Consider the following 26,375-nt stretch of genomic DNA (forward strand, 5'->3'; position numbering starts at 1 on the left):
CACCAGGCTCTGCTTCAGCGGCTCACCGGCCAGGTTGATGATGCGCACGCTCTTAGGAATTTCCCCACTGCGCTGCAACGCGGCGATGGCCGAGGGCACGGTGTTGATCAGGCGCACCTGGTCGCGGGCCGGCAGGTGCGGCAGTTCCAGGGCATTGCGGGCGATGATCAGCGAACCGCCGTTGGCCAGGGTCACGAACAGCTCCCACACCGACAGGTCGAAACACACCGAGGTCGAGGCCAGCACGCCTTGGATGTCGTCGCGGCTGTAGACGGTTTTCGACCAGTCGATCAGCGCCAGAACGTTGCGGTGGGCGATGGCCACGCCTTTAGGTTTGCCGGTGGAGCCGGAGGTGTAGATGACGTAGGCGAGGTTGTCCGCTGAAACGTGAGTAACCGGTGCGCTCAATGGATAACGTGAAAGGTCGAGTTGATCGAGGATCAATACTCGGGTTCCGGCCGGCGCCGTCAAAGCCACAGCCTGCTCGGTCAACAGCACCTTCGCCCGACTGTCGTCGAGCATGTAGGCCACGCGTTCGGCCGGGTAATCCGGGTCAAGCGGCACATACGCGCCGCCAGCCTTGAGCACCGCCAGCAAGGCGATCAGCAGTTGCTCGCAGCGCGGCATCGCCACACCCACGCGCACTTCCGGGCCGACGCCCAGCTCGATCAGTTTATGGGCCAGACGATTGGCGCGGCCGTCGAGTTCGCTGTAGCTCAGGCGAATATCATTGAACGTCACCGCCAAGGCGTCCGGGGTGTTATCCGCTTGGCGGGCAATCAATTGATGGATGCATAGGTCTTGCTCGAACGGCGCATCCACCGGATTCCAGTCATGGGTCAGGCGCTGGTGTTCATCGAATTCCAGCATCGACAGTTCACCCAAGCACAGCTTGCCATTAGCCGTCATCTGTCCGAGCAACTGAGCCAGATGCGCCGCCAATCGCTCCACGGTAGCCGCCGAGAAACTCGCCCGCTGATAACTCATATGCACCGACAACTGCCGCTCCAGCCCCACCAACAGCGTCAACGGATAGTTGGTCTGCTCCTGAGTGGTCGGCGAACCAAAACGCAAACCGTCCGGTGCGCCCTGCTCCAGGGCCTCGGCGATCGGGTAGTTCTCGAACACCAACAAACTGTCGAACAACGCGTCGCCGCCCTGCCCGGCCCAGCGTTGGATGTCCAGCAACGCGGTGTGCTCGAACTCGCGCAAGGCGAGGTTCTGCGCTTGCACCGCTTGCAGCCAGCTGTCCAAGGACTGCTCGGCCCGAGGGCTGGCGATCACCGGCAAGGTGTTGATGAACAAACCGATCTGCTGCTCGATGCCAGGCAGGTCCGCTGGGCGACCGGCCACCGTCGCACCGAAGACAACCGTTTCTCGACCGGTGTAGCGCTGCAACAGCAGCAACCAGGCGGCCTGCACCAGCGTGTTGACCGTGACCTTCGAAGATCTGGCAAAGGCTTCCAGGCGACGGGTCAGGGCTTCGTCCAGCACCTGCACATGATCGCCATAACCAACACCAGCGTCCGTCGGTTTGGCCACCGCGTCGGCCAGCCGCGTCGGCGCCTCCAGGCGTTGCAGCAAAGGTTTCCAGAACGCTTCGCTGACCGCCGCGTCCTGGCGTTGCAGCCAGGCGATGTAGTCCCGATAACGACCGCCCGATACGGCAACGGATTGCCCGCTGTAGCGTTGCAGCACTTCGCCAAGCAGTTGCGAATTGCTCCAGCCGTCCATGAGGATGTGATGGTGGCTGTAGATCAGGTGATAACGCTGCTCGTCGAGACGCACGATCATCAGCCGCATCAGGGCCGGCGCACTCAAGTGAAGTTGCTGGCGTTCGGCATCGGCCAGGGCCCGCAGGGTCTGGTCAGGCGATAACTCACCGCGCAGATCCTGCACGCTGTAAGGCAGTTGCAGGTACTTGCTGACCACTTGCACCGGCGCCGGCAAATCACCCTGCCAGACAAACCGCGTGCGCAGGATGTCATGGGCATCCACCGCCGCTTGCCAGGCCTGGCGGAAGCGTTCCGGGTCCAGCCCTTCGACGTCCAGGCGCAGTTGGTTGATGTAGTCGCCGCTCGCGTCGCCATACACACCATGGAACAGCATGCCTTGTTGCATCGGTGACAACGGATACAGGTCGACGATCTGCGCTGGAGGCAGCGCCAGTCCGTCCAGTTGTTGCTGGTTCAGGCTCGCCAGCGGGAAGTCCGACGGCGTCACGCCGCTGTGCTCGCCCCGGCAGCAATGCTCGATCAGCCGCTGCAACTCCACCCCATAATCGTCGGCCAGCGCCTGGATGGTGGACTCGTTGAACTGCTCGCGGCTGAAGGTCCAGCCCAGGTCCAGTTCACCGCCGAACACCTGGCCGTTCAAGGCCAGCGCATTGGACAGCGGTGCTTCGGCGTCCAGCTCATCGCCGGCGGCTTCGTGGGCCGGCACGAACAAAGCGCCGTCGGCTTCGTTGAAGCTGGCGTCGAACTGGCCCAGGTAGTTGAAGGTCAGGCTGGGCGTCGGCAGCCCGGCCAGGATCGCCCGCGTCGCGTCATCCGCCAGATGGGCCAGGGCGCCGAAACCGAGGCCCTTGTCGGGCATCGCCCGCAGTTGCTCCTTGATCTGCTTGAGGCAATCGCCCAAGTCCGCCCGAGGCGTGAGCCGCGCCGGGTACAGGCTGGTGAACCAGCCGACGGTGCGAGTCAGATCGACGTCGTCGAACAAGGCTTCGCGCCCATGGCCTTCAAGCTGGATCAGCGCACTGTCGCTGCCGGTCCAGCGCACCATCACCCGCGCCAGCGCGGTGAGCAGCAGGTCGTTGACCTGGGTGCGATAAGCCTTGGGCGCGTCTTGCAGCAGTTGCCGGGTCAGCGTGGCATCGAGTCGTGTGCGCACCGTCACGGCCAGGCGGTTCTGCTGGCCGCCTGCCGGGTTATCCATCGGCAACGAGGCATCGACATTTTCGAGCTGGGCCTGCCAGAACGCCAATTCCTGCACCAGCCGGTTGCTGCGGGCATGTTCTTGCAGGCGCTCGGCCCAGGCCTGTGCGGAGGTGGTTTTCAGCGGCAATTGCAGCACCGCACCGCTGGACAACTGGCGATAGGCGCTTTGCAGATCCTCGAACAGGATTCGCCACGACACGCCGTCAATCACCAAGTGGTGCACCGCCAGCAACAACCGCTGGGTACCATCGCCCAGCGTCGCCAGGACTGCCCGTAGCAACGGCCCATCTTGCAGGTCCAGGCTGCGTTGGGCCTCATTGGCGATGCCTTGCAAGGCCTGCGCATCAGGTGCGTCCACAGTCCAGAGCAGGTCTTGGCATTGAATGTCGGCGAGACGGTAAACCGCCCTCCAGCCTTCGGCCTGCTCGGTGAAGCTCAAGCGCAGGCCATCATGATGCTCCAACAACGCATTCAAAGCCTGGTTCAAAACCGATGCATCCAGACGTTCGGTCGCCTTGAGCATCACCGCCTGGTTCCAGTGATGACGCTGCGGTATCGCCTGTTCGAAGAACACCCGCTGCACCGGCAACAGCGCCAGTTCACCGGTCACCGGACCCTGATCGATGACTTGGGCGGCTTCACCCTGGCGAACCACGGTGGCGAGTGTTTCCAGGGTCTGGTGCTGGAACAGGTCCTTGGGTGTGAAGTGCATACCGGCCTGGCGGGCGCGGCTGACCAACTGGATCGAGACGATGGAATCGCCGCCCAGTTCGAAGAAATTATCCCGCAGGCCCACGCGTTCAAGCTTGAGCACGTCCCGCCAGATCGCCGCCAGTTGCTGTTCCAGCGCAGTGCGCGGTGCCAGGTAGGCGTGTTGCGATTGGCTGGCGTCGGGCTTGGGCAGGTTCTTGCGGTCGAGCTTGCCGTTGGGGGTCAGCGGCAGGCATTCGAGCAGCAGCAGATAGGCCGGAATCATGTGCGCCGGCAACGTCGCCTTGAGCTGCTCACGCAAGTGCTCGGCGAAGTCTTCACGGGCAGGTTCTGCCGCCACCACATAGGCGACCAGACGCTTGCCGCTGCCGGCGGTGCCTTCCTGGGCCACGACCACCGCTTCGCGCACGCCATCGAGGGCTTGCAGACTGGCTTCGATTTCACCGAGTTCGATGCGGAAACCACGGATCTTCACTTGGTTGTCGATGCGGTCCAGGTAATCGAAAGTGCCGTCGGCGCGCTGGCGCACCAGGTCTCCGGTGCGATACAGCAAGCCGCCGGCGCTGAACGGGTCGGCGACAAAACGCTCGGCGGTCAGCCCCGGTCGGTTCAGGTAACCTCGAGCCAATCCCGTGCCGCCCAGATACAGCTCACCGGCCATGCCTTGGGGCAACAGGTTAAGGTCGGCATCGAGCACGTAGGCACTGCGGTCGCCGATGCGGCTGCCGATGGGCGCGTAGGCAGCGCCACAACACGCCTCGCGACCGGCCTTCCAGATCAGCGGCGTGACCACCGTTTCGGTCGGACCGTAACCGTTGATGATGTACTCAGGACGCAAGGCGCGCTTGACCCGCTCGAAACTGGCGTTGGGCACCGCGTCGCCGCCGAAGCAATAGATGCGCACCTTCGGCGGGTTGCCTTCACGCTCGGCGTGCTCGGCCAGTTGTTGCAGGTACACCGGCGGGAACGCCACCACCGTCACACCGTGCTCGTGCATGGCGTTGTAGGTTTGCTCCGGGGTCCACAGGCTGTCGTCGCGAATCAGCAGCGACGCACCGTGGGTCAGGCTGGTGAGCCAGCGCTCGTGGGCACCGTCGAACGCGAACGACATGAAATGGAATTCGCAATCGCTGTCGCGCATTTCATAACGCTCGCCAATGGCCTGGCAGTGCATCGCCAGCGGACCGTGGGCCACGCTGACACCCTTGGGGTTGCCAGTGGAACCGGAGGTGTAGATCACGTAGGCCAGGTTGTGCGGGTCGGGTTGGACGTTGGGCGCGCTGGTCGGCAGTTCGCGCAGATCGATACGGTCCAGTTCCAGCAACGGCAACGACTCATCCACGGGCAACTGGGCCGATACCGAGGAATCGCTGACCAGCAGCGCCAACCCGGCGTCCTTCATCAAATAAGCCAGGCGTTCGCGGGGATAGCTGACGTCCAACGGCACGTAGGCAGCGCCGGCCTTGAGCACCGCCAACAGCGTGACGATCACCTCTTCGCTGCGCGGCAGGGCCACGCCGACTCGGGTTTCCGGGCCGACGCCGCGGCTGATCAAGGTGTGGGCCAGTTGGTTCGCGCGCCGATCGATCTCGCCGTAGCTGACGTGTCGGTCGTTGAAAATCACCGCCGTGCGTTGCGGGCGCTCGGCGGCCAGCGCGGCGATGCGCTGGTGCACGGGGATGTTTACCGGGTACGGCTGCGGGTGGTTGTCGGCCCGTTGGCGCGCATGTTCGGCGCCGCTGGCCAGGGCGATTTCACCCAGATTGCGTCCGGCGTCCTGGCTGAATTGCTCAAGCAGATGCAGCAGATGAGTGCCGATGTGATCAATCATCTCGTCGGCGAACTGCCGACGCTCGTAACTGAAGTGCAGCGCCAATTGTTCGCCGAGGGTAACCGCCACGCTCAGGGCGTAATGCGTCTGCTCACGGTTGGCAACGTCGCCGAATGTGACATCGCTGGCAGCGCCTTGCTGCAAAGCCTGGGCAATCGGATAGTTTTCGAATACCAAGAGGTTGTCGAACAGCGCCTCGCCGCCCTGCCCGGCCCAACGCTGGATGTCCGCCAGCGGCGTGTGTTCGAACTCCCGCAGGCTCAGGTTCTGGTCCTGCACCGTTTGCAGCCACTGGCCGACCGTCTGGTCCGGACGCGGGCTGCCGATGACCGGCAAGGTGTTGATGAACAGGCCGACCTGTTGCTCGATACCCGGCAGATCCGCCGGGCGACCGGCAACCGTCGCGCCAAACGTCACGGTCGGGTGCCCGGTATAGCGTTGCAGCAACAGCAGCCAAGCCGCTTGCACCAGCGTGTTGAGGGTGATTTTCTGCTGGCGGGCAAACGACTCCAGTGCCTGGGTGCGCCGCATGTCGAGGGTCAGGAAATGATCGCCGTGACCGCTCTCGCCGCTGCCCGAGGCCGCGCGGGCGAGCCGGGTCGGCTCTTGCAACGGGGCCAGCTGTGCGCTCCAGAAATCCTGGCTGAGCTGGCCGTCCTGGCGTTGCAGCCAAGCGATGTAGTCGCGATAACGCCCAACAATGCTGGCCGGGGCGCGGCCGTTGTAGCGCTGCATCACCTCGCCGAGCAACTGCGAGTTGCTCCAGCCATCCATCAGGATGTGGTGATGGGTGTAGATCAAATGCCATTGCGCCGCTCCGGTCTGCACCAGCACCAGGCGCAACAGCGGCGCCTGGCTCAAGTCGAAACCTTGGGCACGCTCGGCCTCGGCCAACGCGGCGAGGGCGTGGGCCGGGTCGGCATGCTCGCGCCAGTCCAGTACCGTGAACGGCAACTGCACCTGCTTGTGAACGATCTGCAGCGGTTGCGGCCATTCACCTTCCCAGACGAAGCCGCTGCGCAAAATATCCTGCGCCGCGACAGTGGCCTGCCACGCCGCACGGAAGCGCTCGGCATCCAGGCCTTGCACGTCCACCCGCAATTGATTGACGTATTCGCCAGCCGCCTGCTCGTACAACGTGTGGAACAACAAGCCCTGCTGCATCGGCGACAGCGGATAGACATCATCCAACTGACCGGCCGCCACTGGCAGATGATCGAGTTGCGATTGGGTGATCCGCGCCAGCGGAAAGTCCGACGGCGTGGCTTGCGGTTCCGCCAGGTTGACGCAATGGTCGATCAGCGCCTTGAGCTCGGCAGCGTACTGATCGGCCAGTTGCTGCACGGTCGCGCTGTCGAACATGTCACGGCTGAAGCCCCAGCTCATCGCCAGTTCGCCGCCATGCACCTGCCCTTCCACCGTCAGCCAGTTGGCCAGCGGTGCCGTCGGGTCCTGGGCGACGCCACTGCCTTCGCCGGACGGCAGGAACAGCGCCGCCTCATCGAACTGGCGGTCGAACTGGCCGAGGTAATTGAAAGTGATGCGCGCAGGCGCCAGGTCCGTCCATTGGGCTTGCACCGACGGCGCTGCCAGATGACGCAGCACGCCGTAGCCCAGGCCCTTGTCCGGGACGCTGCGCAGTTGCTCCTTGATGGTCTTGATCGAGCCGCCGATGTCGTCGGTGGCGGTCAGCTTGACCGGGAACAGGCTGGTCAGCCAACCCACCGTGCGGGTCAGGTCGATGTCATCGAAAAGGTCTTCGCGGCCATGACCTTCGAGCTCGATCAATGTGCTTGGCTGCCCGCTCCAACGGCTGATGGTGCGAGTCAGCGCGGTGAGTAGCAGGTCGTTGACCTGGGTGCGATAGGCAGCGGGCGCCTGTTGCAGCAGTTGCCGGGTCAGTTCGGCCTCCAGGCGCCATTGGATTTTCTCGCCGTGGATGTTTTGCAAGCTGCCCTGCGGGCGTTCGCATGGCAGGTCCCACGCGGCCTCGTGCTGGTTTTTCCAATAGGCCGACTGGTCATCGAAGCGCGATGCTTCGGCCCTCAGACGCGCCGTCCAACTCTGGAAGGCGCTGGTCTTGGCCGGCAACGTAACGCCGCCACCCGCCGCCAGTTGCTCGTAGGCCTGCTGCAAATCTTCCAGCAGCACGCGCCATGACACGCCGTCCACCACCAAGTGATGGATGACCAGCGCCAGGCGCTGGCTGCCGTCGGCCAGGTTCACCAGCATGGCGCGCACCAGTGGCCCGTCTTGCAGGTCCAGGCTGCGCTGCGCCTCGTCGCACAGCGCATTCAGGTGCTCGATGGATCGGGCATCGCGTTGCCACAGGTCGGCGCTTTGCAAAAGCGCGGCATGGCTCTGCCGCCAACCGTCGGCGTCTTCGACGAAGCGCAGGCGCAAGGCGTCGTGGTGGTTGATGACGCAGGTCAGCGCCGCATCGAGCCATTGTGCATTCAGCGGTTCGCGTGGGGTCAGCAACAGTGATTGGTTCCAGTGTTCGCGGGCCTGCATCGCCTGGGCGAAAAATTGCTGCTGGATCGGCCCGAGCATGGCATCGCCAGTGACCGGACCTTGGTCCAGGGCGCTGTGGTTGTCGTGGCGGGCGACCAGCGCCAGGCTGCGCACGGTCTGGTACTGGAACAGGTCGCGGGGATGAATATGCACCCCTACCTGTCGTGCGCGGCTCACCACTTGGATGGAAATGATCGAATCGCCGCCCAGTTCGAAGAAGTTGTCTTCGAGACCGACGCGCTCAACGCCAAGCACGCTCTGCCAGATTTCAGCCAAGACGGTTTGCAGTGCATCTTGCGGGGCGATGAACGTTTGCCGGGGCGCGGCGTCGGGTTGTGGCAAGGCCTTGCGATCGAGCTTGCCGTTGGCGGTCACGGGCAGGCCGGCCAATGGCATCAGGTAGGTCGGCACCATGTATTCCGGCAGGCCGGCGAGCAGCCAGGCCTTGAGGTCCTGTTGCCACTGCTCGTGCGGGTCGCCGTTTTCCAGCACCAGGTAGCCCACCAGATGCTTGCCGTCCTGCACCAGTACCACGGCCTCGCGCACCAGTGGATGTTGCACGAGACGGGCTTCGATTTCCCCCAGTTCGATGCGCAGGCCGCGCAGCTTGACCTGATGATCGAGACGGCCAAGGTATTCGATCACACCGTCGGCGCGCTGGCGCACGCGGTCGCCGGTGCGGTACAGGCGCGCGCCGTCATGGAACGGGCACGGCACGAAACGCTCGGCGGTCAGCGTCGGACGCTGGTGATAACTGCGCGCCAGCCCCGCCCCGCCCAGGTACAACTCGCCCGCCACGCCCCCCGGAACCGGCGACAGATCGGCGTCGAGCACATGGGTACGCAGGTTGGCGATGGGCTGGCCGATCGGTACGCAATCGGCGCCCTCATCTACGCAAGTCCAATGGGTCACGTCGATGGCCGCTTCGGTCGGGCCGTACAGGTTGTAGAGCGCTGCGTCCGGTAGTTTGGCGAAGACCTGCTGCTGCGCATCCAGCGGCAAGGCTTCACCACTGCAGACGATACGCTTCAAGCTTTCGCAGGATTCCACGCCAGGTTCATGGATGAAGGCCTGCAGCATCGACGGCACGAAGTGCAGCGTGCTGATGCGATGACGGTTGATGCTATCGATCAGTTGCCGCGGATCACGATGGGCACCGGGCGCGGCAATCACCAAGCGTGCTCCGGTCATCAGCGGCCAGAAGAACTCCCACACCGACACGTCGAAACTGAACGGGGTTTTCTGCAACACCGCGTCGCTGCCATCCAGGCGATACGCCTGTTGCATCCAGCACAAGCGATTGACCAGTGCCGCGTGGCTGTTGCCCGCGCCCTTGGGTTTGCCGGTGGAACCAGAGGTGTAGATCACGTAAGCCAAGTTCAGCGGGTCGACCGCGACGTCGGGTCGACTGTCGCTGTAACCGTCGAGCCAACCGTCCGGTTGGTCGAGCGCGATGACCTCGATCCCCTCGGTCGGCAGCCCCGCCGACAGCGCGCGCTGGGTCAGCAGCAAGCCGATGCCGCTGTCCTCGATCATGTAGGCCAGGCGATCCTGCGGATATTCCGGATCCAGCGGCACGTAGGCACCGCCGGCCTTGTGGATCGCGAGCAGGCCAAGCACCATCTCAACCGAACGCTCGACGCAGATGCCCACCAAGCTGTCCGCTCGTACACCGCGTCCGCGCAGCAGATGGGCCAGACGGTTGGCGCGGGCATCGAGCTGGGCGTAGGTCAGGCTCTGGTCGCCAAACACCAGCGCCTGAGCGTGCGGAGTGCGCGCCACCTGGGCTTCGATCAACTGATGCATGCACAGTTCGGTCGGGTAGCGTTGGGCCGTGGCGTTCCAGTCATAAACCAGAGTGGCGTGCTCGTCGGCATCAAGCAGCGCCAGCTCCCCGACACGCCGGGACGGATCGGCAATCATCGCCGCGAGCAATCGCAGCCAATGCCGCGCCATGCGCGCGACGGTCGGCGCCTCGAACAGGTCCTCGGAATATGTCAGCGCGGCGCGCAACGTGCCTGCTTTTTCGTAAGTGTCCAGGGTCAAGTCGAATTGGGTGGTGCGGGTCTGCCACTCGATCATGTCCAGTTCCAGCCCGGACGCCGTTCGGATCGTGGTGACATCCGCCACTTGGGGCTGATGGTTGTACATCACCTGGAACAGCGGCGTATGGCTGAGGCTGCGCTCCAATTTCAATGCCTCGACCAGGCGCTCGAAAGGCAGGTCCTGGTGGGCCTGGGCACCGAGCGCGGTCTCCTTGACCCGGCGCAGCAACTCGTCGACCCGGATCTGGCCATCCAATTCGGTGCGCAGCACCTGGGTGTTGACGAAGAAACCGATCAGCCCTTCGATTTCATCGCGGTTGCGGTTGGCAATCGGCACGCCCACGCGGATGTCGGACTGGCCGCTGTAGCGATGCAACAGCACGTTGAACGCGCCGAGCAGCAGCATGAACAGCGTGACGCCCTGCTGCTGGGCCGTGCTGCGCAGTTGCTCCGCCAACCCCGGCTCGATGGCGAATTCATAACGGCTGCCACGATAGCTTGGCATGGCCGGGCGCGAATGGTCGGTGGGCAATTCCAGCACCGGATGCTCATCACCCAACTGGGCCTGCCAGTACGCCAGTTGTCGGCCCTGCTCACCGGCCTCCAGCCAACGGCGCTGCCACAGCGCGTAGTCGCTGTACTGGATCGGCAAATCGGCCAGTGGCGGCGGCACGCCGGCTTCGTGGGCGTCGTAGCAGCGGATGAACTCTTCGATCAGCACGTTCATCGACCAGCCATCGGAGACGATGTGGTGCAGGGTCAACAGCAGTACGTGCTCCTGCGCATCGAGCTTGAGCAACTCGACCCGCAGCAAGGGGCCGCTGGACAGGTCGAAGGGCCGCATCGATTGTGCTTGCGCAGCCTGGCGCACCGCTTGCTCGCGATTGCCTGCCGGCAAGCCGCTGAGGTCCTGATGCTCGATCAGCAGCGGCGCATCGGTCGCCACTTGCAAGAGGCTGTCGTCGGCCTGGCGCTGGAACACCGTGCGCAGGGTTTCATGACGCGCCACCAAACTGGCAAAAGCCTGCTCCAGCGCCGACAGGCTCAGCGCCCCCTTGAGCCGTACCGCCCCCGGCAAGTTGTAGGCGCCGCTTTGCGGGTCCAGTTGCCAGAGAAACCACATACGCTGCTGGGCATAGGACAGGGCCTGGCGATCCTCGGCTTCGACGCCCTGGGGAATGGGAAAGCTGCTGAAATCCACGCCCTCCTTGTCCAGCGCCGCCAGGAACATCTGGCGCTTGTCCAAAGGCAACCCGATAAACCGGCGAGCAAGTTTCAAGGCGTTTTCAGCATTCATTTCTGGGTATCCGGGATCAGTGGGCACAAGGCACAGAGGCATGTCGTCCCTATGAAACGAATGCAAACCGGAAAAATTAGCGATTGGGAACAAGTGTCAGGAAGGAAGAAAACCGTGGCGAGGGAGCTTGCTCCCGCTCGGCTGCGCAGCAGTCGTAAACCGGCTGATGCGGTCTGCCTGGGTTAATGCGCCATTCTTTTTGAGGCGGCCCGGCCGCCCAGCGGGAGCAAGCTCCCTAGGTCACGAAAGCGGGTCTTTAACGGGTTATGCGCTGATCGCCAACCCATGCCGCCGATGATGCACGCTCAACTGATCCTTGATCAGCCGCAGCACCTTGGCCTCGTGCTCGTGGATGAAGAAATGCCCGCCGGCCAGCATGTCCACCGAAAAGCTGCCCGTGGTTTCCTGGCGCCAGCCCATCAGTTGCGCCGTGGTCGCCTTATCGGCGGTGCCGCCGAGCACGTGCACCGGGCATTTGAGCAACGGTCGCTGCCGCGGCTGAAAACGTCCGCACAGCAAAAAATCGGCCCGCAGGATCGGCAGGGTCAGGGCCATCAGTTCTTCATTGGCCAGGATCTCCTCGCTCGTGCCGTTGAGGGTGCGCAGTTGCTCGATCAACTCAGCGTCGGTCTTTGCCGTGGCAAAATCGCGATCGTAGTCGGCTCGCATCGTCGGCGCGGCGGTGCCGGATGCAAACAGCGCCACCGGTTCCGGGCTGCCGAGTTCACGCAGGGCATGGGCGATTTCACAGGCCAACAGCGCACCCAGGCTGTGACCGAACAAGGCGTACGGCGCCTGGAGCGTCGGGTAAAGCTCCCGCGCCAGTTGCATCGCCAACGGGCCCATCTCGGTGTGCAGCGGCTCGTCGAAGCGCGCCCCGCGTCCCGGCAACTCCACTGGTTGCACGTGCAGCCATTGCGGCAATTTGCGCCGCCACCGGCTGTACACCATTGCGCTGGCGCCGGAATAAGGCAGGCACAGCAGGGTCAGTTGGGTCACTGCGGTTTTCTCCGATCGTTCGAGTCAAAAGGATAACGAGGCCGGGCCGTAAAAAATTAGTCGCCGGCCTCTCCCCTGGATGCGTCTTATACTGCAAACCCCATGGTTCTGGTCTGCCCAAGGAGAACACAATGAGCTGGTCCGCCCAACAATATGTCGCTTTCGAACAGGAACGCACCCGCCCGTCCCGCGATCTGCTGGCGGCGATCCCGCCGGTACAGGCGCGCCAGGTGATCGATCTGGGCTGCGGCCCCGGAAACTCCACCGAACTGTTGGTGGACCACTTCCCCGGCGCGACGGTGCGTGGCCTGGACAGTTCCGCCGACATGGTCGAAGCCGCCCGCAAGCGCTTGCCCGACGTGACATTCGACACGGCAGACATCGGCCACTGGAATGAAAGCGGCCCCTTCGAGGTGATCTTCGCCAACGCCGTTCTGCAATGGCTGCCGGACCACGCCACCCTACTGCCGTCACTGGTGGACAAGCTCGCGCCAGGTGGCAGCCTGGCGATCCAGATGCCCGACACCCTGCATCAGCCGTCCCACCGCTTGATGCGGGAGATTGCGGCCAATGGCCCCTGGGCCAGCCAACTGGCCGGGGCCGCTGATTCTCGGACCGAGGTGGAGGACGCCAGCACCTATTATTCGATCCTCAAGCCCCATTGCAGCCGGGTCGATGTGTGGCGCACCACCTATCATCATCCACTGGCCGGTGGCGCTTCGGGCATCGTGGAATGGTTCAAGGGCAGCGGCTTGCGCCCGTTTCTCGAACCGTTGGACGAGACGCAACGCGAGCAATACCTGACGCAATACCTCAAGGCTGTCGAACAGGCCTACCCGACCCTGGACGATGGTTCGGTCCTGCTACCGTTTCCACGGGTCTTCATCGTCGCGACACGCTAGGGCGGCGATTGGCGGCACAGGCTAAATTTTCGGTCACGGCCCTCGTTACCTGCTAGACCGAAAACCCGCAAGAGTGACCGCCGTGGACCTGCAAACCATCCTGGGCAAGCTGTTCGCCAATGCCGGCGCCGTTGGTATCGAAGGCGTCTTCCAGTTCGTGTTCGGCCCGCACCAGGCGTACTGGTCCGAGGTCAAGGCCACCAGCCGCACCCAGGCCGGGCGCCACGCCAGCCCCGACGTCACCATCGAAGTGGCGGAAAAGGACTTCCTCGGGATCATGGCCGGCCTGGCCAATGTCGAGGAACTGTTCGCCAGCGGTCGTTTGAAGATCGGCGGCAACATGGGCCTGGCGACGTTGCTGCCACAGATCATCGACCAGGCGCGCCATGGCAGCCGCCCGGTGGAAAAGGTCGACATGAACAAGCGCTATCCCACTCCTTCGCGCTTCAGCGAAAAGCTCACCGCCAGCCTGCCAACCCAACACAGCGTGGAACGTCGGCCGTGCAGCGGGTTGTCAGTCCAGGAATTCAAGGCGCGCTATCTGCCCCATGGCATCCCGGTGGTCATCAGCGATGCGCTGCAGGACTGGCCCTTGTTCAAGCTCAGCCGGAAAGAAACCCTGGTGCATTTTGCCGAACTGCAAGGCATCACCCGCCACGGCGACTACGTCAAGAAAACCTTCTCAACGGAGCGGGATTTTCGCTCCACCTCCATGGCCGATTTCATCGCCTCCCTCGACAACCCGGTGACCACGGCCGCCAACGGCGAGCCGCCGGCGTACATGGGCAACAACATTCTGCCGGCGCAGTTGATGGAGTTGATCAAATACCCGCCCTACTTCGACGCTTCGCTGTTCATCCCGCCACGTATCTGGATCGGTCCCAAGGGCACCCTCACCCCACTGCACCGCGACGACACCGATAACCTGTTCGCCCAGGTCTGGGGCCAGAAAACCTTCACCCTCGCCGCGCCCCACCACCGCGAAGCCCTGGGCACCTGGTCGACCGCGCCCCAAGGCGGGCTGGACGGCTGCGACTTCAATCCCGACGCGCCGGACTATGCACGTTTCCCCAGCGCCCGGGACGTGACGTTCCTGCGGGCCACACTGGAGGCCGGTGACCTGCTGTTCTTGCCGGAAGGCTGGTTTCATCAAGTGGAATCGGTGTCCACATCGCTGTCAGTCAATTTCTGGGTGAATTCGGGACGGGGTTGGTAGCGGTCGAACTTGCACTCGTGGCGAGGGAATGTGTACGGCAAACCTGTCGCTTACCTCTGCTGGCGATAACTTTGCACCGCCGCCCCCAGCACCACCGCCCCGGCCGCAATCGCCAGCCAGAACCCACTGCGCGCGCCGAACGTATCCACCAGCCACCCCGAACCGGCCGCGCCGATCGCCACGCCGATGCTCAGGCCAGTCACCAGCCAGGTCAGGCCTTCGGTCAGCCGGGCTGGCGGCACGATGCGCTCCACCAAGGCCATGGCGACGATCAGCGTCGGCGCGAAAAATAAACCGGCAACGAACACCGCCAGGGACAATCCGAGGATATTGCTCGCCAACAACAGCGGCAGCGTGGTGACCGCGGTCGCCACGCCGCCATACAGGAACAACTGCGGCAGAGGCAGCTTGGAGCGCAGCGCGCCGAACGCCAGCCCGGCCAGGCACGAGCCGATGGCGTAGACCGACAGCACGATGCTCGCCGCCGCCGGTTGCCCCTGCTGCTGGGCGAACGCCACGCTGACCACGTCCACCACGCCTACGATGACGCCCATGGCGACCATCAGTAGAAGCAACAAAAGCACGTCGACTGAACCAATGATCGAGCCCTGATGATGGGGCTGATGCGGATGAACCGGTGGCTCGGTCCCACGTTGCAGCACAAACGCGGTCACGCCGATCGCCAGCAGCAGCACCGAGGCCAGGGGCCCCGCCTCCGGAAACGCCACTACGCACAACCCCACCGACAGCGGCGGCCCAACAATAAAACAGACCTCGTCGAGCACCGACTCCAGCGCATAAGCGGTGCGCAGTTGCGGCTGGCCGCGATACACCTCGGTCCAGCGCGCTCGGACCATCGCCGACATACTGGGCATACAACCGGCCAGGGCAGCGAACAGGAACAGCGTCCAATGGGGCGCCTGCAATCGCGTACACAGCAGTAGCATCAACAGCGCCCCGCCCCCCAGCAACGCCGCCGCCGGCAAGACCCGTCCCTGGCCGAAACGGTCCACCAGCCGCGACACCTGAGGCGCGCAGAACGCGGTCGCCAAGGCAAACGTCGCCGCCACCGCGCCGGCCAGACCATAGCCGCCCTTGAGCTGCGAAAGCATGGTGATCACGCCGATGCCGGTCATGGATATCGGCATGCGCGCGATCATCCCCGCCAGCACGAAGCCGCGGCTGCCAGGGGCAGTGAATAATTCACGATAGGGGTTTGCCATGGGACACGGTCTCAACAAGGGCCTGCAACTTGCCATAAACGACCGGGACGGGCAAAGCGTAAAACTGTGGGTGAAATGTGAAGACTGTTTCCTGCAAATGAACTCTCGGCACCTGGCGCCAGTCAGCAAGTAAGGCCCTCAGTTCAAGGTGCTACCCATGCAGATTTCCCTCGCCCGACAAGTTGCCCTGGTCACTGGCGCCAGCTCTGGCATCGGCGCCGGCTCCGCCCGGGCATTGGCGGCGGCCGGTGCCGCCGTGGTGCTCAACTACCATTCCAGTGCAGGCCCGGCCGAAGACCTGGCCCGCGAGATCAACGACAGCGGCGGCCGCGCCATCGCCCTCGGCGCCGATGTATCGAAGGAGCAGGATGTCGAACGCTTGTTCGCCCAGACCCTCGACGCCTTCGGCACGCTGGACATCCTGGTCGCCAACTCCGGCCTGCAAAAGGACGCCGCCGCCGTGGACCTGACCCTGGACGACTGGAACACCGTCATCAACGTCAATCTCACCGGCCAATTCCTCTGCGCCCGCGCCGCCCTGCGAATCTTCAACCGCCAGGGCATTCGCCAGGGCGTGTCCCGGGCCGCCGGCAAGATTATCCACATGAGCTCGGTGCACCAGCGCATCCCCTGGGCCGGTCATGTCAACTATGCGGCATCCAAGGGCGGCATCGACCAGCTCATGCAGACCCTGGCCCAGGAAACCAGCCACCAGCGCATCCGCATCAACAGCATCGCCCCCGGCGCCATCCGCACGGCCATCAATCGGGAGGCCATGGCAGGCGACAATGAGGAGAAAATCCTCGAGCTCATCCCCTACGGTCGGGTCGGCGATGTGGAGGATGTCGCCAATGCGGTGGTCTGGCTGGCATCGGACTTGTCCGATTATGTCGTGGGCACCACGCTGTTCATCGACGGTGGAATGAGCCTCTATCCGGGGTTCCGCGGCAATGGTTGATCATGACGAACCGCAAAGCCCCATCGAGAACCACGGCATCATTGGCGACATGCGCACCGCCGCGCTGGTCAACGATCGAGGCAGCGTGGATTTTTTCTGCTGGCCGGAATTCGACAGCCCGTCGATCTTCTGCTCGCTGTTGGACACTCCCGAGGCCGGCATCTTTCAACTCGCGCCGATCTTGCCGGACGCCCGTCGCCAGCAGATCTACCTGCCCGACACCAACGTCCTGCAGACCCGCTGGCTGAGCGACGGCGTGGTGGTGGAAATCACCGATTTGCTGCCCATCGGCGACAGCGAGGATGACCTGCCGGTGCTGATGCGTCGGGTGCGCATGACCGTCGGCAGCGCGACGTTTCGCATGCGTTGCGCGGTGCGCCATGATTATTCCCGCGCCGCGACCACGGCGCGCCAGGAGGGCGATCACGTCATTTTCGAGGCACCGCAACAACCAAGCCTGTGCCTGTGCGCCGACCAGCCCCTGACGCTGGACGGCCAGGCGGCAGTGACGGAGTTCACCCTGGAGCAAGGCCAGACCGCTGAGTTCCTGCTGGGCAGCATCGACGACCCTCGGCTGGTGGACGATACCAGTGCCCTTTGCCTGGAACGAACCCTGGCGTTCTGGCGCGGCTGGATCAGCCAATCGAACTACCGCGGCCGCTGGCGGGAAATGGTCAACCGTTCCGCCCTGGCGCTGAAACTCCTGACATCGCGCAAACAGGGCGCCATCCTCGCCGCCGCCACCTTCGGCCTGCCGGAATCACGTGGCGGCGAGCGCAACTGGGATTATCGCTACACCTGGATCCGCGACGCCTCGTTCACCGTCTATGCGTTCATGCGCCTGGGCTTTGTCGACGAAGCCAACGCTTACATGCGTTGGCTGCGTGGCAGGGTCAGCGACTGTCGCGACCAACCGACCAAACTCAACATCCTCTATGGCCTGGACGGTCGGCTTGAATTGCCCGAAACCGAACTGACTCACCTGAGCGGCTACGGCAACGCGCAGCCGGTGCGTATCGGCAACCTGGCCTACCAGCAGGTGCAGCTGGACATCTTCGGCGAGCTGATGGACGCGGTGTACCTGGTCAACAAATACGGCGAAGCCATCTCCCACCAGGGCTGGAAACACACCGTCGATGTGGTGGATCAGGTATGCACGATCTGGCGGGACGCGGATGTCGGCATCTGGGAAATGCGCGGCGACAAGCAACATTTCCTGCACTCGCGCTTGATGTGCTGGGTGGCCGTGGACCGCGCCATCCGCCTGGCGAGCAAACGCTCCCTGCCCGCCCCGTTTGCCCGTTGGGATGAGACCCGCCAGGCCATCTACGAAGACATCTGGACGAACTTCTGGAGCGACGAACATCAGCACTTCGTCCAGTGCCTGGGCAGCACCGCCCTGGACGGCTCGATGCTGCTGATGCCGCTGGTGCGCTTCGTCAGCGCCCGCGACCCGCGCTGGTTGTCGACGCTGGACGCCATCGAAAAAGACCTGGTGCGAGACGGCATGGTCTATCGCTACCGCACCGACGACAACCCCATCGATGGCCTCAGCGGCACCGAAGGTTCGTTCGTGGCCTGCTCATTCTGGTACGTCGAATGCCTGGCCCGCGCCGGCCGGGTTGAAAAAGCCCAACTGGAATTCGAACAGCTGCTGCGCTACGCCAATCCGCTGGGCCTGTATGCCGAGGAGTTCGACAGCCACGGTTATCATCTCGGCAACCTGCCCCAGGCCTTGAGCCATTTGGCGCTGATCAGCGCGGCGAGCTTTTTGGATCGCAAGTTGAGCGGGGAGAAAAATCATTGGCAGCCGTGAGCTGCGGTTATGACCAATGACGATTCCGTGGCGAGGGAGCTTGCTCCCGCTCGGCTGCGTAGCAGACGCCGCTTTTCAGTTCGGAAATTTGGGGTCGCTTCGCCCGAAGCGTCGGACCGTCCCAGCGGGAGCAAGCTCCCTCGCCACGTTGGATTCCAACAAAGCTGAACGCATTTCGCTGGCTGCAGGTTGCCAGTCCTTCAACCCTCTCCTAAGATCGGTGCACTCACGGGTGCAGCGGAGCTGCCCGATAAAACCCGATTCAAGGACCTGACATGACGCACATCAAACGCTCCATTACCACCGAGCCCCGAACAGGGCTGACCCGGGAAGAACTCTGGGACGACCACGACAAAGGCTTGATCAAATGCTGGGAAATCGGCCGCGACCGGGCGGCGAGGTTTCCGGAACTGGCTCAACGCTGCCGGGACGGTGAACTGCCGGTGCTGGGCTGGAAAGGCGGGGTCAGCCGCAGTCTGAAGAAAACCGCCAAATTCGGTTGTCTCAAGTACCTGGCCCAATGGCAGGGCCTGCGCGGGGAGGACCTGGACATCGACCTGGCCCAGGAACGAACCCTGACCTGCGCCAGCACGAACATGATCGTGACGTTCACACCGGAGCGGGCCAAATACGTGAACCAGGAGCCCGCCTGACAACAATCGAGCGATGCCGGAGGCAGATATGACAACTGCGCCCAAGGTCAATTTCGCGGTGACGCCACTGCTGCGCATCGCCTATGAAGAACATGGACCCGCCAGCGGCGAGCCAATCATCCTGCTCCACGGTTTCCCCTACGACCCGCGCGCCTTCGACGAGGTGGCCCCGGTCCTGGCCCAACGCGGCTATCGGGTCATCGTGCCCTACCTGCGCGGCTATGGCCCGACCCGGTTCAACAATCCCGCCATCGCCCGCTCCGGCCAACAGGCGGCACTGGCCCAGGACCTGCTGGACCTGATGGACGCGCTCGACATTCCCCGAGCCGCGCTGTGCGGTTATGACTGGGGTGGCCGCGCCGCGTGCATCGTCGCCGCCTTGTGGCCCGAGCGCGCCCGTTGCCTGGTAACGGGCGATGGCTACAATCTGCAGGACATTCCCCATTCAACCCAGCCGCTGAGCCCCGAAGATGAATACCGTCTGTGGTACCAGTATTACTTCCACACCGCCCGGGGCGTCGAAGGTCTGACACGGAATCGGCGTGAATTGTGCCGATTGCTCTGGCGCCTCTGGTCGCCAACCTGGAAACGCGGCGCCGAGCTGTACCCTCTTAGCGCGCCGTCATTCGACAATCCGGACTTCGTCGAAGTGACGATCCACTCCTATCGCCATCGTTTCATGTACGCGCCGGGGGATCCGACGCTCGAGTGGATGGAGGAAAAACTGACAGAGCAACCTGTCATCAGCGTGCCAAGTATTTCCCTGTGCGGCGGCGATGACGGTGTGGGGCCTGCGACGGAGGACGATGAAGATACAGGCCACTTCAGCGGGTTCTATGAACGCCGCGTACTGCCCGGCGTCGGCCACAACATTCCTCAGGAAGCACCCGAGGCCACGGTCAAGGCGTTGCTTGATCTGCTTGGGCACTGAACCGCTCGCGATAAGCCTGGGGTGTCACGCCCACGGCTCGCAAAAAGCTGCGGCGCAGGGTTTCTTCGCTGCCGAAGCCACATTGCAGGGCGACGCGCTTGACCGGCACCGCGCTGTCGGCAAGCAGACGGCGAGCGGTCTCCACGCGGATCAGTTCCACGGCGCGGGCCGGGGTCTGGCCGGTCTCGGCGCGGTAATGGCGGACAAAACTGCGCTCACTCATGCCCGCCTCGGCAGCCAGGCTCGACAGGCCCAGGTCCCGCGTCAGGTTCTCGGCGATCCAGGCGTGCAATTTGTCGAAGCGACCGCCCTGCTTTTGTAGCGCCAGGGTGGCGCTGAACTGCGATTGCCCGCCGGGGCGCTTGAGGAAAACCACCAGATGCCGAGCCACCTCCAAGGCCATCGCCCGGCCCAAGTCCTCTTCGACCAACGCCAATGCCAGGTCAATCCCGGCCGTGACCCCGGCCGACGTCCAGACAGGACCATCCTTGATGAAAATCGGATTGGGTTCGACCCGCAGTTGCGGATGTTGCTGGGCCAACTGTTCACAGCGGGTCCAGTGAGTCGCCACCCGGCGCCCATCCAGCCAGCCACTGGCCGCCAACAGGAATGCTCCGGTACACACTGACGCGACCCGTCGCGAGCGCATCCCTTGATGTTTGACCCAGGCCACCAGGGCTGGATCCTCGGCGGCTTCGTACACGCCCCAACCGCCCGCGATCAACAAGGTGTCGCTGACGTCGTTGGGGAGCGGCTCGGCCATCAGCGCCAACCCCGCCGACGACATCACTGCCCCGCCACCGGCAGCGACCACGGTCGGCGCGTACGGCGCCGGCAGACCCTGCCCACGAACAAGATCGTTGGCCGATGCAAATACTTGCAGCGGGCCGGTGACATCGAGCACCTGCACATTGGCGAAGGCCAGCACATGAATGGATTTCGGTGTATTTGGCATATTGGCGTGATTCGTGGGCTTATTGGCGAATACGCCAGATCCTACGAGCCTACAGTAAAACCGTCTACCCCTCGGCCATCATCCAAAGGAGCAAGCCACATGACGTTGCAGATCGGTTTTCTGTTGTTTCCTCAGGTCCAGCAACTGGACCTCACCGGCCCTTACGATGTACTGGCCTCGTTGCCGAATGTAAAAGTGCACCTGATCTGGAAAGACCTGGCGCCAGTCAATTCCAGCACCGGGCTGGTCTTGCTGCCGACCACCACATTTGAGGACTGCCCGAGGCTCGACGTGATCTGCGTCCCCGGCGGCAGTGGCGTCGGTCCACTGATGGAAGACGAGCAGACCCTGTCCTTCATCAAACGCCAGGCGGCCCATGCCAAATATGTCACCTCGGTGTGCACAGGTTCGCTGGTGCTTGGTGCGGCGGGATTGTTGCGTGGCAAGCGCGCCACCACCCACTGGGCCTTCCACAGTTTGCTGCAGCCCCTGGGCGCGACGCCGGTCAAGGACCGCGTAGTACGAGACGGTAACCTGCTCACCGGGGGCGGCATCACGGCAGGCATCGATTTTGCCCTGACCTTGGCGGCGGAGCTGTTCGATCGAGACACCGCGGAACTGGTCCAGCTGCAACTCGAATACGCTCCCGCACCGCCGTTCGCCTCAGGGTGTCCGGACACGGCGCCGACGAAAGTATTGGAAGAAGCCAACCGGCGTTCGGCAGAGTCTTTGCGGGTACGTTCGCAGATCACTCACCGGGCTGCGGCGCGGTTGGAAAAGGTGTAGCGGGAGGTTGAGCCAGGTAAGCGAGCGTTACCTGGCTGGAGCCGATGCTGGATCGATTCGCCTCAGTAAGGGCTTGCCGTCGGCCGCACCACCAGTTCGCTGACGTCGACGTCCGCCGGTTGTTCGATGGCGTAGGCAATCGCCCGGGCGATGGCCTCGGCGGGTATGGCGATCCGACGGAACTCGCGCATCTCGGCGCGACCGCCTTCATCGGAAATGCTCTCGGCCAACTCCGACTCGGTGACGCCGGGGGAAATCACGGTCACGCGGACATCCCCACCGACTTCTTGACGCAAGCCTTCGGAAATCGCCCGCACGGCATACTTCGTGGCGCAGTACACCGCGGCAGTCGGGCTGACTGCGTAGGCACCGATGGAAGCAATGTTGATGAATTGGCCGCTGCGCTGACGCTGCATCAGTGGCAGGCCGGCAGCGATACCGTGAAGCACCCCGCGGATGTTGACGTCGATCATGCGATCCCACTCATCGACTTTCAATGCCTCGAGTTTGGAGAGGGGCATGACCCCGGCGTTATTGACGATCACATCGAGTCGGCCGAATTTTTCGACGGCGAAATCGATCAGGCTCTGCACGTCATCGCGACGGCTCACATCCACGGCTTTGCAAGCAGCCCGTTGGCCGGCGGCCTCAAGCTCCTGCACGAGTGCCTGCAAACGTTCCTCGCGCCGGGCGCCCAATACGACGCAAGCCCCCCGGGCAGCCAGCAAGCGTGCCGCCGCCTCACCAATCCCGCTGCTGGCGCCAGTAATGACCACGACTTTGTTTTGAATATCGGACATGATGAATCCCTCGTCTGGATGTGTTGGCTCCCGGTGGAGCGTTTTGACAGGTCCAGATTAGGGATTCGTTCTGCGCTTCGGTTAGCCGGATTCTCCTGCGCATTTGCACGATCCTGTAACGATAGCGCCTCTGGTCGCCGCAGTTGCAATCAGCTTTACTAGCGCGATCCATTCAATTGGCCAGGGAGATTGATCGGCATGTCGGTATCCACGTCCATCACCATCACGCCCGATAACCGCATAGACGTGCGTCGCGCCGAACTGGCGAACCTGATGAAGCGCTTCGCACCGGAATTTGGTGTCCACGCCACGGCTATTGAAGCGTTGCACCTGATCCGCTGCGACCAACCCACAGAAGCCCTGCACGTCGTGCACAAGCCGGGGCTCTGTGTGATTGTGCAGGGTCGCAAAGAAGTCACGCTGGCCCACGAGCGCTATGTCTACGACCCTCTCAATTACCTGGTGGTCTCGGTGACGCTGCCGCTGGCCGGCCAAGTGATCGTGGCCAGTCCAGAGCAACCGTACCTGTGTATTCGCCTGGACATTGAGCCGGCCCAGATCTGTCGGCTGATTGCCGATGCCAACCCCATCGGTTTGCCGACTGAAAGAACTGACCGCGGATTATTCCTGGACCGAATTGACGAACCCCTGCTCGACGCTATGCTGCGTTTGCTGCGGCTGCTCGACAGTCCGGACGACATCGCGACACTTGCGCCCTTGGCCCAGCAGGAGATTTTCTATCGACTGTTGCGCGGTGCCCAAGGCCGGCGCCTGCATGAAATCGCAATTCCTGACACCCAGACCCACCGCATCAGCCGAGCCATCGAGTGGCTCAATAGCCATTACGCCGAGCCATTGAGCATCGAGAGTCTGGCGCAAATGATCAATCTCAGCCCTTCGGCGCTGCATCACCGCTTCAAAGCCGTGACCGCCATGAGCCCGCTGCAATATCAGAAACAGCTGCGCCTGCAGGAAGCCCGACGATTGTTGTTGGCCGAGAACTGCGACGTTTCGTCAATTGGCTACAAGATGGGCTATGAAAGCCCTTCTCAATTCAGTCGGGAATACAGCCGCCTATTCGGCGCCTCGCCGAGCAAGGACATCGCTCGTCTGCGGGCGATGGCATTACAGGCCAGCAGCGCCTGATCCGGCATGCAAAACCCGACGCCAGTCCTGACGGAATATCTTTCTCGCAGACGAAAAAAAACCCGCCTAAGCGGGTTTTTCCAAGACCATTACGACTCCCTGTCGATAGCTATCCTTGCAAGGTCGATCATCCCTGATCCTGAGCACTCCCTGTGCTTCAGTGGATGAGCAAAGATTACGCGTCGGATCCAAAGTGAAATAGAGGATATAACTACCAAGCCGTGTAAGACATTCGCTATACCCTCCCTTCCGAAAACCCTTAGTCAATCGGGCATCGGATCGATAAAGGCTCCGAAGCCATATCATGCCTTGCTCAGGAATTCCTCGATGTTGGCCATTTGCTCATCCCAACCCCGACTATCCATTCGAAAGGCCTTGAGTCGACGCGCTTCAGGAATACCGTTGAATCCCGACTCCACCACTTTCAACAACGTCCCCCCCTTAAAGTCTTCGAGTTCGAACTCCACCTGAGTCTCGGACTCTTGGGAGTAATCCGTCTGTGGCTCGATAGCGTAGGGATGCCAGCGAAACGAAAACACCCGCTCGGGCTCGACACGCTCCACCATCACATCCCAAACGAGGTGTTCGTAGCCCGGATAAGTAATCTGCCCTTGGGTGCGCTCTCCGGCGACAAACTGTTTCCCGTCGAGATTCACACCAAACCATTGGCCGAAGGTCTCAGCATCGGCCAGTGCGCGCCAAACCTGCGAACGGGGCGCCTTCAATAAGATCTTTCTTTCGATACGGTCAGGTAAATGCATGGGTCACCTCCTTGTTCAACACTAGGCTTGTAAGACCACGAGGCCAACCGGAAAGTTGTGTCAGCGCATTGTTTGGGTACACTCCCTCCGGCAGTTTTACCCGTCAAGAGAGATTGATAATGTCCAAACGCTTGCTGCTGCCCCTTATTCCGCTGCTGTTCGTCAGCCCCGTCCAAGCTGATGATTGCGCAAACGCCACGACCCAGGGCGAGTTGAACCAGTGCGCAGCCCAGGAAAACAGGGCCGCCGATAAAGAGTTGAACCGCTTGTACCAAAAAATCACAGCGCGTCTGAAGGATAACGCTGCGGCCAAACAATTGTTGGTCAAGGCACAGCGCGCCTGGATTGACTTCCGTGACGCTGAATGTAGCTTTTCGGCGTCCGGTGTCGAAGGCGGAAGCGTCCATCCCATGATCCACAATGAGTGCATCACGACGCTGACCAAGGCGCGGATTGACGCGTTCAACACCTATCTCAGCTGCAAAGAAGGGGACCTGAGCTGTCCGGTGCCTGAAGCTTGATTGAGGACAATGAGAGGGATGACAAGCCATCCGGTTTTTATCCAAGCGCAAAAACAAAACCCCTACCTGCATCAGCAGATAGGGGTTTCGGAATTTAATCTTGACGATGACCTACTCTCACATGGGGAAACCCCACACTACCATCGGCGATGCATCGTTTCACTTCTGAGTTCGGGATGGGATCAGGTGGTTCCAATGCTCTATGGTCGTCAAGAAATTCGGTAGCCAGCGCGTGCCTTACGGTCACGTTCCAGCGAATGGGTATGTGATAGCGTGTTGCTTTGTGAGTATCTCGAACTTTCGGTTCGTTTCGTCTTCACAACACCGCAATCTGGCCTCTTTCGAGTCTACAAATTGCTTGGGTGTTATATGGTCAAGCCTCACGGGCAATTAGTACAGGTTAGCTCAACGCCTCACAGCGCTTACACACCCTGCCTATCAACGTCGTAGTCTTCGACGGCCCTTCAGGGAGCTCAAGGCTCCAGTGAGATCTCATCTTGAGGCAAGTTTCCCGCTTAGATGCTTTCAGCGGTTATCTTTTCCGAACATAGCTACCCGGCAATGCCACTGGCGTGACAACCGGAACACCAGAGGTTCGTCCACTCCGGTCCTCTCGTACTAGGAGCAGCCCCTCTCAAATCTCAAACGTCCACGGCAGATAGGGACCGAACTGTCTCACGACGTTCTAAACCCAGCTCGCGTACCACTTTAAATGGCGAACAGCCATACCCTTGGGACCGGCTTCAGCCCCAGGATGTGATGAGCCGACATCGAGGTGCCAAACACCGCCGTCGATATGAACTCTTGGGCGGTATCAGCCTGTTATCCCCGGAGTACCTTTTATCCGTTGAGCGATGGCCCTTCCATACAGAACCACCGGATCACTAAGACCTACTTTCGTACCTGCTCGACGTGTCTGTCTCGCAGTCAAGCGCGCTTTTGCCTTTATACTCTACGACCGATTTCCGACCGGTCTGAGCGCACCTTCGTACTCCTCCGTTACTCTTTAGGAGGAGACCGCCCCAGTCAAACTACCCACCATACACTGTCCTCGATCCGGATAACGGACCTGAGTTAGAACCTCAAAGTTGCCAGGGTGGTATTTCAAGGATGGCTCCACGCAGACTGGCGTCCACGCTTCAAAGCCTCCCACCTATCCTACACAAGCAAATTCAAAGTCCAGTGCAAAGCTATAGTAAAGGTTCACGGGGTCTTTCCGTCTAGCCGCGGATACACTGCATCTTCACAGCGATTTCAATTTCACTGAGTCTCGGGTGGAGACAGCGCCGCCATCGTTACGCCATTCGTGCAGGTCGGAACTTACCCGACAAGGAATTTCGCTACCTTAGGACCGTTATAGTTACGGCCGCCGTT

At 62.4% G+C, this 26,375-nt stretch carries 15 protein-coding genes and 2 rRNA genes; 9 read left to right on the forward strand and 8 right to left on the reverse strand.

The genetic code is table 11. The features are described from left to right. On the reverse strand, positions 1 to 11,334 hold an 11,334-nt coding region (locus ACLK1G_RS25220), incomplete at its 3' end, for a non-ribosomal peptide synthetase (RefSeq protein WP_420767853.1). Positions 11,335 to 11,598: 264 nt separating this feature from the next. Next, positions 11,599 to 12,333 (reverse strand): thioesterase II family protein, encoded by a 735-nt coding sequence (locus tag ACLK1G_RS25225; RefSeq protein WP_420767854.1) that lies wholly within the window; start codon positions 12,331 to 12,333, stop codon positions 11,599 to 11,601. Positions 12,334 to 12,464: 131 nt separating this feature from the next. Here ACLK1G_RS25225 and tam point away from each other — a divergent pair, with 131 nt between their 5' ends. After that, entirely contained in the window at positions 12,465 to 13,235 is a 771-nt protein-coding gene (gene tam, locus ACLK1G_RS25230; protein WP_420767855.1) for a trans-aconitate 2-methyltransferase, read from the forward strand. Between the two features lie 82 nt (positions 13,236 to 13,317). Continuing rightward, the gene (locus ACLK1G_RS25235; RefSeq protein WP_420767856.1) at positions 13,318 to 14,451 is read left to right on the forward strand and encodes a cupin-like domain-containing protein; all 1,134 of its coding nucleotides are present in this window, start codon (positions 13,318 to 13,320) and stop codon (positions 14,449 to 14,451) included. 50 nt (positions 14,452 to 14,501) lie between these two features. On the opposite strand, the gene ACLK1G_RS25240 is transcribed toward ACLK1G_RS25235, so the two are convergent. After that, positions 14,502 to 15,674: an MFS transporter gene (locus ACLK1G_RS25240; protein WP_420767857.1), complete on the reverse strand. Its 1,173-nt coding sequence runs from the start codon at positions 15,672 to 15,674 to the stop codon at positions 14,502 to 14,504. Positions 15,675 to 15,831: 157 nt separating this feature from the next. Here ACLK1G_RS25240 and ACLK1G_RS25245 point away from each other — a divergent pair, with 157 nt between their 5' ends. The 4 genes from ACLK1G_RS25245 (at position 15,832) to ACLK1G_RS25260 (ending at position 20,032) form a co-directional block, all read left to right on the forward strand. Beyond that, on the forward strand, positions 15,832 to 16,632 hold the full coding sequence (locus tag ACLK1G_RS25245) for an SDR family oxidoreductase (protein ID WP_420767858.1): 801 nt from the start codon (positions 15,832 to 15,834) through the stop codon (positions 16,630 to 16,632). Continuing rightward, positions 16,625 to 18,448: a glycoside hydrolase family 15 protein gene (locus ACLK1G_RS25250; protein ID WP_420767859.1), complete on the forward strand. Its 1,824-nt coding sequence runs from the start codon at positions 16,625 to 16,627 to the stop codon at positions 18,446 to 18,448. Before ACLK1G_RS25245 ends, ACLK1G_RS25250 begins: the two co-directional genes overlap by 8 nt. Positions 18,449 to 18,723: 275 nt before the next feature. Next, positions 18,724 to 19,101 (forward strand): hypothetical protein, encoded by a 378-nt coding sequence (locus tag ACLK1G_RS25255; RefSeq protein ID WP_420767860.1) that lies wholly within the window; start codon positions 18,724 to 18,726, stop codon positions 19,099 to 19,101. Between the two features lie 28 nt (positions 19,102 to 19,129). Further along, the gene (locus tag ACLK1G_RS25260) at positions 19,130 to 20,032 is read left to right on the forward strand and encodes an alpha/beta fold hydrolase (RefSeq protein ID WP_420767861.1); all 903 of its coding nucleotides are present in this window, start codon (positions 19,130 to 19,132) and stop codon (positions 20,030 to 20,032) included. On the opposite strand, the gene ACLK1G_RS25265 is transcribed toward ACLK1G_RS25260, so the two are convergent. Then, the gene (locus tag ACLK1G_RS25265; protein WP_420767862.1) at positions 20,001 to 20,987 is read right to left on the reverse strand and encodes a GlxA family transcriptional regulator; all 987 of its coding nucleotides are present in this window, start codon (positions 20,985 to 20,987) and stop codon (positions 20,001 to 20,003) included. The genes ACLK1G_RS25260 and ACLK1G_RS25265 overlap by 32 nt on opposite strands. 99 nt (positions 20,988 to 21,086) lie before the next feature. Between ACLK1G_RS25265 and inhA the strand changes: the two genes are divergently transcribed. Further along, positions 21,087 to 21,773, forward strand: a complete 687-nt coding sequence (gene inhA, locus ACLK1G_RS25270; protein ID WP_420767863.1) for an isonitrile hydratase — start codon at positions 21,087 to 21,089, stop codon at positions 21,771 to 21,773. Between the two features lie 62 nt (positions 21,774 to 21,835). Here inhA and ACLK1G_RS25275 read toward each other — a convergent pair whose 3' ends face one another. Continuing rightward, positions 21,836 to 22,573, reverse strand: a complete 738-nt coding sequence (locus ACLK1G_RS25275) for an SDR family oxidoreductase (RefSeq protein ID WP_420767864.1) — start codon at positions 22,571 to 22,573, stop codon at positions 21,836 to 21,838. A gap of 198 nt (positions 22,574 to 22,771) precedes the next feature. On the opposite strand from ACLK1G_RS25275, the gene ACLK1G_RS25280 reads away from it, so the two are divergent. Then, positions 22,772 to 23,719, forward strand: coding sequence for an AraC family transcriptional regulator (locus ACLK1G_RS25280; RefSeq protein ID WP_420767865.1), 948 nt, complete (start codon positions 22,772 to 22,774; stop codon positions 23,717 to 23,719). A 302-nt stretch (positions 23,720 to 24,021) separates the two neighbouring features. Here the strand turns inward: ACLK1G_RS25280 and ACLK1G_RS25285 are convergent, their stop codons facing one another. Then, positions 24,022 to 24,480 carry an SRPBCC family protein gene (locus ACLK1G_RS25285; RefSeq protein WP_420767866.1) on the reverse strand — a complete coding sequence of 153 codons (459 nt, stop codon included), beginning with the start codon at positions 24,478 to 24,480 and terminating at the stop codon, positions 24,022 to 24,024. A 119-nt stretch (positions 24,481 to 24,599) separates the two neighbouring features. Here ACLK1G_RS25285 and ACLK1G_RS25290 point away from each other — a divergent pair, with 119 nt between their 5' ends. Then, entirely contained in the window at positions 24,600 to 25,001 is a 402-nt protein-coding gene (locus ACLK1G_RS25290; protein ID WP_420767867.1) for a lysozyme inhibitor LprI family protein, read from the forward strand. 98 nt (positions 25,002 to 25,099) lie between these two features. Here the strand turns inward: ACLK1G_RS25290 and rrf are convergent. Both rrf and ACLK1G_RS25300 read right to left on the reverse strand, forming a co-directional pair. Beyond that, a 5S ribosomal RNA gene (rrf, locus tag ACLK1G_RS25295) occupies positions 25,100 to 25,215 on the reverse strand. Between the two features lie 155 nt (positions 25,216 to 25,370). Next, a 23S ribosomal RNA gene (locus tag ACLK1G_RS25300) occupies positions 25,371 to 26,375 on the reverse strand; the annotation flags it as partial.

Source organism: Pseudomonas algeriensis (assembly GCF_048847255.1).
Taxonomy (GTDB): Bacteria; Pseudomonadota; Gammaproteobacteria; order Pseudomonadales; family Pseudomonadaceae; genus Aquipseudomonas.